The 14570-nt window shown below is 57.6% G+C and carries 13 protein-coding genes; 3 read left to right on the top strand and 10 right to left on the bottom strand.

Annotated features, from left to right (window positions below; genetic code table 11):
* Positions 1–3: 3 nt before the first annotated feature.
* From GH722_12450 to GH722_12420, 7 genes are all read right to left on the bottom strand, one after another.
* On the bottom strand, positions 4–798 hold the full coding sequence (locus GH722_12450) for an enoyl-CoA hydratase (GenBank protein MRG72572.1): 795 nt from the start codon (positions 796–798) through the stop codon (positions 4–6).
* A complete protein-coding gene (locus tag GH722_12445; GenBank protein MRG72571.1) occupies positions 798–1955 on the bottom strand; it encodes a CoA transferase in 1158 nt (385 codons plus the stop codon). Before GH722_12445 ends, GH722_12450 begins: the two co-directional genes overlap by 1 nt.
* Before the next feature lie 149 nt (positions 1956–2104).
* Positions 2105–2878, bottom strand: coding sequence for a hypothetical protein (locus GH722_12440; GenBank protein MRG72570.1), 774 nt, complete (start codon positions 2876–2878; stop codon positions 2105–2107).
* A 95-nt stretch (positions 2879–2973) separates the two neighbouring features.
* Positions 2974–4215, bottom strand: coding sequence for a CoA transferase (locus GH722_12435; protein MRG72569.1), 1242 nt, complete (start codon positions 4213–4215; stop codon positions 2974–2976).
* A 21-nt stretch (positions 4216–4236) separates the two neighbouring features.
* The gene (locus tag GH722_12430) at positions 4237–4956 is read right to left on the bottom strand and encodes a glutathione S-transferase family protein (protein MRG72568.1); all 720 of its coding nucleotides are present in this window, start codon (positions 4954–4956) and stop codon (positions 4237–4239) included.
* 22 nt (positions 4957–4978) lie between these two features.
* Positions 4979–5599: a disulfide bond formation protein DsbA gene (locus tag GH722_12425; protein ID MRG72567.1), complete on the bottom strand. Its 621-nt coding sequence runs from the start codon at positions 5597–5599 to the stop codon at positions 4979–4981.
* Between the two features lie 117 nt (positions 5600–5716).
* Positions 5717–6646, bottom strand: coding sequence for a LysR family transcriptional regulator (locus GH722_12420; protein ID MRG72566.1), 930 nt, complete (start codon positions 6644–6646; stop codon positions 5717–5719).
* Between the two features lie 90 nt (positions 6647–6736).
* Between GH722_12420 and GH722_12415 the strand changes: the two genes are divergently transcribed.
* The 3 genes from GH722_12415 to GH722_12405 all read left to right on the top strand — a co-directional run bounded on the left by GH722_12415 (position 6737) and on the right by GH722_12405 (position 10444).
* Entirely contained in the window at positions 6737–8023 is a 1287-nt protein-coding gene (locus GH722_12415) for a hypothetical protein (GenBank protein ID MRG72565.1), read from the top strand.
* A 76-nt stretch (positions 8024–8099) separates the two neighbouring features.
* Entirely contained in the window at positions 8100–9146 is a 1047-nt protein-coding gene (gene gtdA, locus GH722_12410; protein ID MRG72564.1) for a gentisate 1,2-dioxygenase, read from the top strand.
* 152 nt (positions 9147–9298) lie between these two features.
* Positions 9299–10444, top strand: coding sequence for a PrpF family protein (locus GH722_12405; GenBank protein ID MRG72563.1), 1146 nt, complete (start codon positions 9299–9301; stop codon positions 10442–10444).
* Between the two features lie 230 nt (positions 10445–10674).
* On the opposite strand, the gene GH722_12400 is transcribed toward GH722_12405, so the two are convergent.
* The 3 genes from GH722_12400 to GH722_12390 form a co-directional block, all read right to left on the bottom strand.
* Positions 10675–11982, bottom strand: a complete 1308-nt coding sequence (locus tag GH722_12400; GenBank protein ID MRG72562.1) for a hypothetical protein — start codon at positions 11980–11982, stop codon at positions 10675–10677.
* A 620-nt stretch (positions 11983–12602) separates the two neighbouring features.
* A complete protein-coding gene (locus GH722_12395) occupies positions 12603–13496 on the bottom strand; it encodes an FkbM family methyltransferase (GenBank protein ID MRG72561.1) in 894 nt (297 codons plus the stop codon).
* A 231-nt stretch (positions 13497–13727) separates the two neighbouring features.
* Positions 13728–14513 carry an enoyl-CoA hydratase gene (locus GH722_12390; protein MRG72560.1) on the bottom strand — a complete coding sequence of 262 codons (786 nt, stop codon included), beginning with the start codon at positions 14511–14513 and terminating at the stop codon, positions 13728–13730.
* Positions 14514–14570: the final 57 nt, after the last annotated feature.

Raw genomic sequence — 14570 nt, 5'->3', positions numbered from 1 at the left:
CTCCTATTTGCCCTTGTAGACGGGCTTGCGTTTCTCATTGAAGGACTTGATGCCTTCAAGCCGGTCTTCGGTTGTCACCATCCGGTTGTAGGCTTCAATCTCGTACATGTAGCCGGTGTTACGATCGACTTGGGTCGCAACCGCAATCGACTTCTTCGCCTGCCGGGTTGAGACCGGCGCGTTTGCCGCAATCTTGCGGGCTGTCTCCAGCGTCTCTTCCAGCAGTGTCTCAGGTGAGCAGAGCTTGTTGACCAGCCCCCACTGCAGCGCATCTTCTGCACCGAAGGGAGTGCCGGTCAGAATGATTTCCTTGGCCCGGCGCTCACCAACAGCATGCGGCATATTCTGCGTCCCCATGGCACCCGGCATAATGCCCAGCGTGACCTCAGTCAGCGCGAAACGGGCTTTGGTCGAGGCATAGGCAAAGTCTGCCAGCAGAACGAACTCACAACCACCGGCATAGGCAGGGCCGTTAACAGCCGCGATGACCGGCACCGGGCAATCACGGAAAGCCTTAACCGCCTGTTCGAACAGCGCATGCTGCTGTTGCCAGGTCTCATCGGTCATGCCGTTGCGTTCCTTGAGATCGCCACCGGCACAGAACACCTTGTCACCGCGACCTGTCAGCACGATGCAGCGCAGGTCTTCCTGATTGATATACAGCCCCATGAACAGATCGCGCAGGTCATACCCCATCTGCGTGTTCATCGCGTTGGCAGACTGCGGCCGGTCCAGTGTCAGCAACAGGATATGGTCGTCGACCCGTTCCCAGCTCAGGGTTTCAAAATCGTTGCGCATCACTTCTCCGTTCCGAAAATTTCGTTGTTATGTTCACCAAGCGCTGGCGCCATACGACGCAGCGGCGGGCGGTCGCCGTCAAAACTCAACGGCATACCCATCAGCTTGAAGGGGCTGTCCGGCAGTTGCTGCAGGATCCCCAGAGCTTCCGTCTGGGCATCCTTCATCATTTCTTCGGTGCTTTGTTCCGGCGCACTTGGCAGGCCAACAGCATCAAAGCGGCCACGCCAGTAATCGCGGGAACGGGTCGAGGTTACGCTTTCAATCAGCGCGCAAAGCTCGTCCAGATGTTTGTAGCGATCCTGATTGGTAGCGAAACGGGCGTCAGTTGCCCATTCCGGATGACCAAGTTCCTGACAGAGCAAACCGAACAGTTTGTCGTTCGGCGCCGCAATCATCAGATAACCGTCCGAACAGAGGAACACCTGATAAGGCACCATTCCCGGCGCACCAGACCCACGACGGATCGGATTTTCACCCGACGCCTGCAACCCGGTCAGATGATAGGTCATCCAGCCCATTGCCGTTTCATACAATGAGCTGTCCACGACACAGCCTTCACCGGTCTGCGCACGTTTCTGCAGGGCCGCCAGAATACCAATGGCGCACCACATACCCGTACCCATATCGATGATCGAGGTGCCGACACGCACCGGCGCCCGGCCCATTTCGCCGGTCACGCTCATGATGCCGCTATAAGCCTGCATCAGCGGGTCATAACCGGGCTTCTTGCTCATCGGCCCGGTCGGCCCGAAGGCCCAGATATTGCAGTAGATCAGTTCAGGCTTGTCCCGGCGCAGCGTTGCCGCATCCAGACCATAGCGTTCGATCAGGCCGGGCCGCAGGTTCTGCAGCACAATATCGCCTGTATCCTGAATCATTTCGCGCAGGCGCTTGCACTCCGCCGGGTCTTTCATATCCACCACGATGCCGCGCTTGTCGCGGTTCAGTGATTCGAAAATAGACCCCCGGCCATCCGGGAACATCTCGCCCCATTGCCGTGCATCATCGCCCTTACCGGGCCGCTCCACCTTGATCACATCAGCGCCAAGCGCCGCCATCAGCCAGGCACCGTAAGGTGCGGCCACACTGGATCCGATTTCGAACAGGCGCAGCCCTGCAAGGGGCAGCCCCGTCACTTCGACATTCTCTCCCATACCACCGTCAGTCTGTTTGTTTGATTAAGTTATCCGGTTGTCCGGACAAGCTATGCCTGGACAATACCGCCGTCAAGCGATGACGGGAATTATTTTGTCCGGACTTTCGCAAAGAAAAACCAGAAGGCGGCAGCTATCCCCCGTCAGTTTTATCCTGCCGGTTTCAAACGTCCCGACCGGGCAAGTGACATGGAATGCTTATCCCTGCCGTCGGAGAATGAGATATTCGTCAGGAACAGAAATTCACGGATAAACCCGCCCTCGATATCAAACAGCAGATATCCAGCGGTCAGCAGTTCTGCGCCGCCGCCATCAACCGGCGGTCGCATCCGGAGCTTCACCTTGCCAAACAGACAGGGCGCGCCCTCACAGTCAGCCCGGCCAGCCACCTCTGCACAGATCGATTCTTTCTGCTGGTTCATGCCAATGCGACCAAGTTTGATCTGCGTGCCGATATTCTGTGTGGCCGACTGGTACTGGGGAATCAGGCCAAAGAGCGTCGAGTATCTTTCTGACAATTCATCATCGGCGTGGAATTCATCAACCGTCAGTTCACGGTCTTCCACGTCGACCGTATGAACGATTCCCAGATCATTGGAATAAACCCCGAACGGAAGGGCCGGATGATCGGCCCAGTCAGTGCCTTCGGGAACCATGTAATGTGGAAAGAACCACTCAATGCCTTCATCAGCACGCTGCGTTGCCAACTTGAAGTGAGTTGACCTGACCGGCTTCTGCTGACCGTCAATCTCGACATGCGTGTCTTCCCAGCCCGAAAGCCTCAACCCGGTTTTCACGCGGATATCAACGGGTTTTGTCAGGGGTGTCACCTCCCGCGAAAAGCCCGCCTGACCTTTGGTCATGACCTTGCGGACATCGTTCAGGTCGAGTGGCTTCTTGGACTCAAAAATCGGATCGGACACGACATCCCTTTCGAAATTTCAGATCAGGCGTCGTTACATACGTTTCCATGTTCCGATGGGCAAAAACTCTTTGCTGATTGCGCCCGGCCTTTCCCTCAGCGAACCCGGCGATCGTTCACCAGCACCTTGTCTTTGTGGAGCTCAGCAATTTCATCGTCGCTCAGGTTCAGCAATTCGCTGAGAACTTCTGCATTATGCTGGCCCAGCAACGGGGCTGTCAGCGCCCTATCTTCCTGTTCTGAGGAGAAGCGGGCCGGCATACCCGGAATCGGAAACGTTCCGAGATGCGGATCGGTGACTTCCCGGATTGTGCCCCGCTGGCGCATATGCGGATGCTCGATCACCTCATCCAGCGCCAGGACCGGGGCCGAGGGAACCCGTGCGGCAGCAAGCACAGCCAGCACACCATCCCGGCCACCCTCAATACCCGCCATCCAGTCTTCGATGATCAGTTTCAGCGCCTCGCGATTGTCGCGCCGGTTCTGTGGCGTATCGAAGCGGGGATCAGCAGCCAGTTCAGGCCTTCCCATCGCCTCGACCATCCGCTTCCACTGATAAGGCATGACCATGATTGACAGAAACCGCCCGTCACCTGCGCGGAAAACACCTGTCGGACCACCATTCGGATGCTGCGATCCGGAACGCGGAGGAATCGCCTTCGCGCCACGCAGCCCCACACGCGGGATCAGGTCTTCCTGCATATGGACATAGGTATCAAGCAGGGAGCAGTCGATATACTGCCCCTCACCCGTGCGCTCGCGATGCAGCAGTGCAAAACCCACAGCCATTGCAGCCGCAACACCGGTGGCACTGTCGCCAATGGCAACGGGCATCTGTACCGGCCCGCGGTCAGGCTCGCCGATCCCGGAAGTCATCCCGGCATAGGCTGCCCCCATGTAATCAAAGCCCGGCTGACTGGCGAGCGGACCGCTCTGCCCGGCCATCGAAATCGAACACATGATCAGCCGGTCATTGAGTTTGCGGAGTTCCTCGTAACCCAGCCCCATACGCCCGATCACACCCGGTGCAAAATTCTCGACGATGACATCAACCTTCGGCACCAGTTCCTTCAGGATTTCCTGACCGCGCGGATGCTTCAGGTCAAGGGCCAGACTTTTCTTCGAATGGTTATGCTGGAAAAAATATGTGCTCTGGGAACAATCGCGGTCATCTGCGCCCCGGGCCTTCAGTCCGGACTGGCGGCCATGATCGCCGAGCGGAGCCATTTCGACCTTGATAACCTCGGCGCCAAGTTCGGCCATGATCCGCGTGCAGGTTGGTCCTGCCACAAACTGGGTAATATCAAGTACCCGGTATCCCTTGAGCATCGGTGTCATTCTTGTTCGTTCCTGAAAATGTCAGTTCTTGTCCGGGGATGATCCGTCGGCGGTCTTTGCGCCGCCAAACAGCACATCCCATGACCCGCCCATCGGCTTCTTACGGTCGGGCGTAACCTTTTCCTTCATGACCTGAAGCCCGCGCTGTACCGCCGGACGCTCACGCACCGCCTGATACCAGCGCAACAGGTTCGGATAATCATCCAGCGACTGTCCCTGCCATTTGTAAGGCCGCAGCCAGGGATAGACCGCCATATCCGCAATCGAGTAATCACCGGCAAGGAACGGGGCATCACCCAGTCGTTTGTCGATCACCTTGTAAAGCCTTGTCGCCTCGCGGGTGTAACGTTCAACCGCATAGTCGATCTGTTCCGGTGCATATTTGCGGAAATGATGTGCCTGCCCCAGCATCGGACCGACGCCCCCCATCTGGAACATCAGCCATTGCAGGACAACACTGCGGCCCCGGGCATCCGACGGCATGAAGGCACCGCCGGCTTTCTCACTCAGATAGAGCAGGATGGCCCCGGATTCGAAGACCGAAAAAGGCTCGCCCCCCGGACCATCGTGATCGACGATTGACGGCACTTTCCCGTTCGGATTGATCGCCTCATATTCCGGCGTGAACTGCACACCCTTACCGATATGAACCGGCTTGACGGTATAGGGCAGCCCCACTTCCTCCAGCATGATACTGGCTTTATAGGCATTGGGGGTCGGCCAGAAATAGAGGTCGATCATCAGAGTCTCCGGTTCCGTTGGATCAGGCTGTTTCCGATTTCGCGCCCGGCTTCAGCAAACCGGCTTCTTCAAGCCGCATTTCCAGGAACCACATCCGGTCATAACCCCAGAACTGCTCACCATTGAAGACAAACAGCGGCACGCCGAAGATCTGGTCTTCAACCGACTTTTCCTGAATCTGTTCATACTCGATGACACCTTCGCCCGCGAGGAACTCGCGATATTCATCAGCAGACAGGCCAAGACCGGCGATCAGATCAGCAATCGCATCAGCTTCGTCAGCCGCCAGTTCGCGTTTGAAAAACTCTTCAAAGACCTTGCGGCCATATTCACGCACCATCCCGTGACGGTCTGCAAACAAACCACCGATCAGTGCCGGGGTCGTATCAAAAATCTTCAACGGGCCGCGCAGCATCAGGCCGCCCCGCAGATTGGCGTTCCGGCGCGCGTCCATGTAGGAGTATTTGACCTTCCATTCGGAATAGATGCTCCGCTGTCCCTTACCCTTCAGGCGCAGCTGAAAGGGCAGCCACTTGATCCGGATGTTGTATTTGTCTTCAAGATCAAAAGCCGGATCGAATGCCAGAAAGGCATAAGGGCTCTTGAAGTCAGAGTACATTTTCACTTCAACGGGATTGGTCATGGCATGGGGTTCCTGTGCTGATAGATGCGTGCTGTTGTTATCCGGTGGGAAACCTGTGCCGACAGCCCTGCCATATCAATAAATAATTGATACAGTTTTCCTATGCGAATTTCGCATTTATTGAAAATCCCGGGATCCCGCAGCAGCTTTCATCAGCAGGGGGCGCAGGATTCTCAGAAAGGCTTCGGATTCAGCGCTCAGCGGGCGGTCATCGCGACGCAGGACCGCCACCCGACGGCTGATCGACGGCGACAGAGAGCGGACAACCAGGTTTTCATCTCCGATCGGCGGCAGCGACGTTGCCGGGACAATGGTCACCCCCAGCCCATTGGCAACGAATCCAAAGATCGAAGCATACTGATTGGTCACGATACTGTGGCTGAGATCAACACCACTGCGGCTGGCGGCCGCATCGACAATGCGCCGCAACCCGGAATCGGAAGGCATCGAGATAAGCGGGTAGCCCTGCAGGTCGGTCAGGGTCAGCAGATCGCGCTGGGCCAGTGGGTGCTGCCGGGGCAAAACCGCAAAAAAGGTTTCCTCCAGCACCGATTCCGGAAGCACACCCTTCGCCAGCCCCCCCGGATCTCCAATACCGAAATCGACAATACCGGTGCGGACATCCTCGGCAATAGCCGTCCCGAACCCCTCACGGATCTGAACAAAAACACCCGGATACAATTCACGAAACCGCACCAGTGCAGCTGGCAATACCAGATGGGAAATCGACATCAGCGAGGCGATGACAATCTGCGCAGGTGCCAGACTATGCCCTGAACGCAATTTCTCGACCTGATGGGCAAGTTCACCCAGCAGGCTTTCAGCAAAAGGAAGGAACTCACGCCCCGCCGCAGTCAGCGAGACTTTCCTGTTACCCCGGTCAAACAGGTCGGCACCCAGAATGTCCTCTGCCTGCCGGATGATACGGCTGAGACCGGGCTGTGAAATACCGAGATAGCTGGCCGCCGCAACAAAGCTGCCATAACGGGCCAGCGAGACGATGGCGTTCAGATGCTTAACGCTGACATCGGGGATCAGATCGCTCAAGGAAGGCCATCCATCTATAACAAAATTGCATGAAATATCTCTATCAATCGAATATTGACATTAAACAAGCCTCTCCTCAACAGTGCAGGAATGGATAAAAAACAAAACTCAGATCATGGCGGTTTAACTGAACCGGGTGATAACAAGGCGCGCCTTCTTGAGGGAGTCCGCGTCCTCGACCTGACCCGGTTTCTGTCCGGACCGCAGGCCACCCTGTTCCTCAGCGCCATGGGTGCAGAGGTCGTCCGGATCGACGATCCCCGCCGTGGCGACCCGACAGCCGGCGCCCCTCCTTTTCTGGGAACTGACGGCCCGTCAATGTCGCGTCAGTCCGCTGAGGATATCGGCATTGCCTATCTGAAACGCGGGCGCGGCAAGAAATCCCTCGGCATTGACCTCCGGACCAACGAGGGTCGTGCGCTGCTGCTGAAACTGGTCGCAAAGGCCGATGTGCTTGTCGAAAATTTCCGGGTCGGTGTCACCGAAAAGATGGGGATCGACTATGCCAGCCTGAAGCAGATCAACCCCGGCCTGGTCTATTGTTCAATCACCGGCTATGGCGCGACCGGTCCGGAACGCCACCGCAAAGCCTATGACCTTATGGTACAGGCGGCATCCGGCCTGATGAGCATCACCGGCGAACCCGGCAGCCACCCGCAGAAGGCAGGGTCTCCACTCTCTGACGGCATTGCCGGTACCTTCGCCGTCAGCGGTATACTGGCCGCTCTGCTGCAACGCCAGCGCACGGGAGAGGGGCAGTTCATTGATGTCTCAATGGCAGATTGCCTTGTCGCCCTGATCTCCGACGAGCCGTGGGATTGTTACGAAGCACTTGGCCTGCCCTACCAGCAGGGCAACCGGATCATGCGGTTCTCACCATTCAACACCTACGCCGCTGCTGATGGTCAGGTTGCGCTGGGCGCCGCAACGCCGAAAGACTGGATCGCGCTGCTCGACCTGATGGGCAGACAGGATTTGAAATCAGATCCGGATTTCATGGATACCGGATGGCGCATTCTCAACAACGATACGGTCGATCAGGTCGTTGCCGGCTGGACGGCGGGCCTGACCGTCGCCGATATCGTTGCCCGATGCGATGCCGCTGATATCCCCTCCAGCCCGATCCGGCATGTCCGTGACCTCCGGCAATGGGAACATCAGACCGAACGCCGGATGCTGGAACCGCTCACCCACACCAATGGCACCCGCGACGCCCGGGTGACGGCACCCGCCTTCCCGCTCCGTTTCTCCAATGCGGACACAAGTTATCCGGCTCCGGCATCCACGACCGGCCAGCATACAGACAGCGTCCTGACCGACTGGCTCGACCTGGACGCAGAGGAAACCGAACAGCTTCGGCAACAGGGGACGATCTGACAGCCTCCCATGCGGTTCTTGTCTATGGCATGAAATCGCGGGAATATGCCGCCGCTGTCAGAGAGGAGAAGCAATCATGGCTGTTGCCGCCACCGGGAACACCGAACGAAAAGCTTTTTACGACAAGATTTCGAGCCGCAATCTAGCTCCGCTCTGGGAAGTCCTGCATGGCCTTGTCACTCCGCAACCGGTTGGCCATATCACACCGGCCATCTGGCATTATGACGATCTCCGCTCCTGGATCATGGAATCCGGAGACCTGATCACCGCGAAAGAGGCCGAACGACGGGTGCTGATCCTCGAAAACCCGGCCCTGCCCGGCGAATCACGCATCACCACATCGCTCTATGCCGGCTGGCAACTGATCCTGCCGAGAGAAGTTGCCCCGTCACACCGCCATACGCAGTCTGCACTTCGTTTCATCGTTGAGGGGCAAGGTGCCTTCACCGCCGTCGATGGTGAAAAGACGATCATGAGTGAAGGGGATTTCGTCATCACCCCGTCCTGGACCTGGCATGACCACGGCAATGACAGCGACAAGCCGATGGTCTGGCTGGACGGCCTCGATATCCCGATACTTCAGTTCTTCGACGCTTCCTTCGCCGAACGCTATCCGGAGGAAAGCCAGCCGCTGGCACGACCCGAGGGTGATGCACTGGCCCGCTATGGCTCCGGCCTGATGCCGGTAGATTTCGAGACGAAATCCCGCACATCACCGGTCTTCAATTACCCCTACGCCCGGACACGTGAGTCGCTGGAGGCCATGCGCCGGACGGAACAATGGGATCCCTGCCACGGGCTGAAGCTGAAATATGTCAATCCGGTCAATGGCGACTATGCCATGCCGACCATCGGAACCTTCATGCAGCTTTTACCGAAAGGCTTCGAAACCGCCGCCTACAGGTCATCTGACGCCACGGTTTTTTCTGTCGTTGAAGGTAGCGGTGAAATTCATATCGGTGACGACAACAGCTTCACTTTTGGTCCACGCGATGTCTTCGTTGTCCCGAGCTGGCACAGCTATCGTTTCAAGGCCACGGAAGATGTCGTAGCCTTCAGCTTCTCCGACCGGCCCGTACAGGAAAAGCTGGGGTTCTGGCGTCAGGACCGGGGCAACTGTTGAGATACGAAATACATTCCCGGTCCTTCGAGACGCGGCGTTGCCGCTCCTCGGGATGAGGTGAATCAGACTATTATCCTCATCCTGAGGGGGCGCGTCAGCGCCGTCTCGAAGGATGGAGAACCACAAGAAAAACAGAACAGGAAATACGTCCGATGGCACAGCAGAAATATCCCGCAGTCTTCATGCGTGGCGGATCCAGCAAGGGGGTCTTCTTTCATGACCGCGACCTGCCGACTGACCCCGGCCTGCGGGACCGTATCTTCCTCGCCGCTATCGGCAGCCCGGATATTTACGGTCGTCAGCTGAATGGCATGGGCGGCGGCGTTTCCTCCCTTTCCAAGGCTGTGGTCATCGGCCCGCCGACCGTTGAGGGGGCCGATCTGGATTACACCTTTGCCCAGATCGCGGTCGGAGAGGCCGTGGTCGATTACTCGGCAAACTGCGGCAACCTGTCTTCTGCCGTCGGCCCCTTTGCCGTCGATGAGGGGCTTGTGAAGGTCGAGGGCGATGAGGCACTGGTGCGCATTCACAACACGAACACATCCAAGATCATCCATTCCCGCTTTCGCGTGAAGGACGGCATGGCCGTTATCGAGGGCGAGCAGACAATCCCCGGCGTCAGCGGTACTGCGGCACCGATCCGCCTCGACTTCCTTAATCCCGGTGGCGCGACCAGCGGCAAGCTGCTGCCGACCGGAAACACGGTCGATCAGCTTGATGTACCCGGTATTGGCCGGATTGATGTCAGTATGGTGGATGCCGCCAATGGCTGCCTTTTCATCGAAGCCTCCGCCCTTGGTCTGACCGCAACCGAACTGCCGGACGTGCTGGAAGCAAACAAGGAAGCCATGGCCGCACTGGAAGCGATCCGGCGTGCCGCCGCCGTTGCGATGGGGCTGGCAAAGAATCCGGAAAGCACACCGCAGGGCAATCCGAAAGTCGCTATCGTTGCCGCACCGGCACCGTTCAAGACCATCTCCGGGCTGGAAGTTCCTGCCGGTGACTGTGACCTGCTGGTCCGCATGATTTCAATGGGGCAGTGTCATCGTGTTCTGCCGCTGACCGGCGGTCTGTGCGCCGGAGTTGCCTGCCGCCTTGAAGGCTCAACCGCCGCCCACAATTTCAAAAGATCCGGTGACGCCATCCGGCTGGGAACCCCCTCCGGCATATTGTCGGTCGATGCCGAGGTCCTGCGAAAGGCCGACGGCTGGCATGCAGAACGCGCCAGCGTGTTCCGGACCGCACGCCGCCTGATGGAAGGCAGCGTCCTGATCCCGAATTTCACCGCTGCTGCGTAATCTGAGCAGGGGTCAAAATCCCGGGCAACGGCCAACCGGACGCCCCGGGATCACCTCCGGTCAGGAGACTGGTGCCAGACCTCGCCCTTGAGATCATCATGCCACGGCGTATCGATTGACTTCACCGCCACCCCGGTACCTTGCCGATGCGCGTCAGCTGCACTGATCCTGCCCCCGCCGGGTTAGCAGCTGTCTGGTCGTCGCTTGTGTTATTGCTCACAATTTAATCCCTAGTTCTGAATATCTGTCTGCCCCGGACACAGGTCGAGGACCCGCCAGGTAACCTGCGGACCTGTGAAGTCGGAACCGGAAAAACGGGGTTCGGTCATGAAGGCAAGCCGGCAGCCATCGGGCGACAGGGCTGTTTCATTCGCCGGGTAGCGATTACTGAAATAGGAATGGCCGATCAGGATACGTTCAACCTTGCCCTCTCTCGCCAGATATACGCCATGCCTGCCGCCAATCGCGAAGATCACGAATCCTGTTGCCGTCGGCACGTAATATGACTGGCTTCCGTGACCGTAAACTTCCGTGGTCATACAGACAGTTTCATGCCACCCGTCCCCCCGGAACCAGTAGCCGTCGACACAATCCTGTTCCGCATATCCGCGGAAATCCTTGCCGTTGTTATTCATTGAACAGGACCATGTGAAATAGGCCTGTTTGAAAGGCGCGTAGCGCAGACACTGAAAGGACGTGTAACCCTCAGAGAATGGCATGGCTGCAGCTACCCCCTGTGCCATATTGATAAGCTTTGCCTGTCGGTTTTGCTTTTCTTCCAGAGACAAATTGAAAGGTGACCCTTCAAGGAAACCATCGCCTTCTCTCAGTGGAACCACCGGCTGATAGGGATCCGTAATCCGCGGTGTCGGCTGCCATCTGCATTCAAACTGGTTCAGCATTTGCGCCGGTGGAAACTGCCTGTCTTTTTTCCTCGGCTCGATCTCCACCCGGAGGTCATCAGGCGGACCGGTCAGTACCACAGTACGCTCCGAATCCCTCTCAAGAACCGCCCGAAGATGCCGGCCGCTGTAACAAAGACCTCCGGCTCCGGGGCCCAGCGGCTGTTCGCGGAACTTGGTGATGCCCTCACTGCCCTTGTCGATGTCCCACAGCCAAAGCCATGCCGGTCCCTCGGCTTCCCGATAGCTACGATATTTCGCCCGCTGATAGTGCCGGGCCCGGAACACAAGCTGCCTGTTATTGATCCACACAGCCTCGGCATCGTTGTTATGCAGGCCCGGCCCGGCATCATACATGCGCCAGCCATCACCCTCGATAACGCTGACGCAAAACGGATTGCCCGGATCGCCGGTCGGCAGCACATCAAGGCAGCGCTGGACCTGCTCCAGGGTCACGCCCCAGGCAAAATAGGTCTCCTCGTCCAATGATTCAGGATTGGCCAGAATCGATGCCCGCAGCGGATCAACCACCTCAGACGGCGACGCTTTCTCAGCAGGCTGTTCATCGCAGGCAGCAACAAACAGCGACAGAACAGCTGCAACAAACAACTGGTCAGACAGCCGTGCCATGCGCATCAGCGCGCTCTCCCTCGTGTTTCCCGTATCGATGGTACAGAGTTGTCAGATAAACTGTCAAAAACCTATTGCCTGCGTCAGGTAGGATAGTCTGCGGTTTCTCATGGTCCTTCGAGACGGCGCGTGGCGCCTCCTCAGGATGAGGGGGGCTTTGTGATTACCTCATCCTGAGGAGCAGCGCAGCTGCGTCTCGAAGGATCGCAGCGAAGCTCAGACATCACAGCCGGGCAAAGGTCCCGGATAGCCCGGCTCACGCCGGTTCCGGGACGACGGAAAGAGAGCACTTCCAGACATCATCCTTTCGTCATCCCGGGAAGACCGTCAGGTCGGCTGCCCGGGATCTGTGGCGTTCACCCTCCGGTTTGAGAGTGCTGTCAATTCTGAATATCTGTCTGCCCCGGGCACAGGTCGAGGATCCGCCAGGTAATCTGCGGACCTGTGAAATGAGATCCTGAAAACCGGGGCATCGTCATGAAGGCAAGCCGGCAACCATCGGGCGACAGGGCTGTTTCATTCGCCCGCTCCTGCTCTCTCTTGTTGATGGCAGAAGCGTTCCAGCCTGCCAGTCAGCCACAGCTTCTCGTATCAATGGTACATAGTTACCGGGTCCACCGTCAAAACTAACTGTCGGCAATCAACGGAAGATTGGCTGACAGCTCAACTTCATCCCCGACAAACTTCACCCGCCGGTCATCACGATGGGCACAGAGCAGGTTGAAACTGGTCACCGTGCCGAAGATGTTGTCAGCAACGCCCCTGAAGTTCTCGGCATTGTAGAGGGGCAAACACTGCCGCCAGGCCCGATATCCCACATCACGAAGAAAAGCGGCCAAAGCCGTATTATCCCCGAAATGATCATATTCCAGGTAAAGGCAGGGTCGTAGCCGGTCAATCAGTTGCTCCGAACCTTTCAGCAGGCGGCTTTCCATACCTTCGACATCCGCCTTGATCAGGCGGCAGGTCTGAATATCGATATTGTCGAGTGGTACCGCGGGAACCGGAATGCCATCAGGTCGCGGTTTTCCCTCGCCCACGCCGCCAAAATTACCAGGCTGCCCGAGATCGAGATCAGGCATCCGGACAATTTCCTTGCGATCTGAAAGGGCCGTCTGAAAAGTCCGCACCTGTCGAATGCCATTCATGGCCATATTTGCACAAAGCAGCCGATACACCGCCTGTTGCGGTTCGAATGCGATAACGTCACCGCTTTCCCCGACACGCCGGGCAAAGGCCAGACTGTGAACACCAATATTCGCCCCGGCATCGACAACCGTATCGCCGGGTTTCAATAGCCGGCAAATCGCATCGACCTCTCGTCCGGAATATTCCCCGTAGAGCTCAAGAGAGCGCCCGATATAGACATCCATACGCGGATACAGCATCCAGCCATAGCGCGTTTCTACAGCGCGGAAATACGGCGCCCCAAGATTGCCAAGTGGACCGGGATCACTGAATGCCTGCAGGCGATCTTCGCACAGTTTTGAAAACTCTTCTCTTTGTGCATTTTGGTTCAAATTACTCTCCGGCCACGCCTGTAAGTAAAATTAAAACAGGCCTACCATATTCTCTGAAAAATGGAATTCCGACTTACAGAATTCATTAACGTAGCCCCGCTTCACTGCTGCTGCGTAATCTGAACAGAAGTCAGAATCCCGGGTTGCCAATTCCAGGCAGCCCGGGATTTCTCATGATCGCGAAGACGCCCGCTGCCTGATTGAAGCAGCGGGCTGGTGCTGATCGGATTCTCAGGGAATCCAGCTGGCTTTGCGTTTTTCGAGGAAGCTGTTGAGACCTTCCGAGGCTTCATCCGAGATACGCTTGCGCGCATGTTGTTCTGCCAGACGGGCGGCGAGATCTTCGGGAAAGCCGCCAGCCATTTCAATGCTGACCGCTTTGGTCTCGGCAACCCCATCCGGGCCGCAAGCCAGAATGGCACTGATGACCTTCTCTGCCGCGGCATCAAGATCAGCACGGGGTGCAACCTCATGCGCCATACCGATACGAAGCGCCTCCGTAGCGTCAAAAGGCTCTGACGACAGGGCATAACGGCGGACGTTTCGTTCACCAATGGCGCGATTGAGCTGGGGGATGATCGGACCGGGCATAACGCCCCACTTCACTTCCGAGATACAGAACTTCGCATCGTCAGAGGCAACGACCACGTCGCAGGATGCGGCGATTCCCGTACCACCGCCGTAACAGGCCCCCTGAATGACAGCGACGGTCGGTTTCGGATATAGATACAGGCCACGCATCGCATTCGTCGTATCGACGGAAACCTTCAGATTGGTCGGCCAGTCCGCACCGGAAACTTCCTTCAGCCAGCCAAGATCGGCACCAGCCTGAAAATGTTTGCCGTTCGCACGGATGACGACAAGCCGGACAGCGTCGTCAACTGCCCAGGCCATGAGATGTTCAGCCAGCAGGCCAACGACCTCTCCATTGTAGGCATTGTGAACTTCCGGCCGGTTGAGTGTGGCTGTGGCAACGCCGCGTGCATCGACGCTGGCAAGGACGACAGGTTCAGTCATGATATTTCTCCAGATTAAATCCGGACAAATCTAGCCGAACAGAAGGGACATCGAAAG

Source organism: Alphaproteobacteria bacterium HT1-32, assembly GCA_009649675.1.
Taxonomy (GTDB): domain Bacteria; phylum Pseudomonadota; class Alphaproteobacteria; order Rhodospirillales; family HT1-32; genus HT1-32.
This window is presented reverse-complemented; position numbering and strand designations above follow the sequence as displayed.

Bases quoted from the DNA above. Each gene is read 5' to 3' on its own strand.
- GH722_12450 (MRG72572.1), bottom strand. From the start codon at position 798: ATGCGCAACGATTTTGAAACCCTGAGCTGGGAACGGGTCGACGACCAT.
- GH722_12445 (MRG72571.1), bottom strand. From the start codon at position 1,955: ATGGGAGAGAATGTCGAAGTGACGGGGCTGCCCCTTGCAGGGCTGCGC.
- GH722_12435 (MRG72569.1), bottom strand. From the start codon at position 4,215: ATGACACCGATGCTCAAGGGATACCGGGTACTTGATATTACCCAGTTT.
- GH722_12430 (MRG72568.1), bottom strand. From the start codon at position 4,956: ATGATCGACCTCTATTTCTGGCCGACCCCCAATGCCTATAAAGCCAGT.
- GH722_12425 (MRG72567.1), bottom strand. From the start codon at position 5,599: ATGACCAATCCCGTTGAAGTGAAAATGTACTCTGACTTCAAGAGCCCT.
- GH722_12415 (MRG72565.1), top strand. From the start codon at position 6,737: ATGGATAAAAAACAAAACTCAGATCATGGCGGTTTAACTGAACCGGGT.
- gtdA (MRG72564.1), top strand. From the start codon at position 8,100: ATGGCTGTTGCCGCCACCGGGAACACCGAACGAAAAGCTTTTTACGAC.
- GH722_12405 (MRG72563.1), top strand. From the start codon at position 9,299: ATGGCACAGCAGAAATATCCCGCAGTCTTCATGCGTGGCGGATCCAGC.
- GH722_12400 (MRG72562.1), bottom strand. From the start codon at position 11,982: ATGCGCATGGCACGGCTGTCTGACCAGTTGTTTGTTGCAGCTGTTCTG.
- GH722_12390 (MRG72560.1), bottom strand. From the start codon at position 14,513: ATGACTGAACCTGTCGTCCTTGCCAGCGTCGATGCACGCGGCGTTGCC.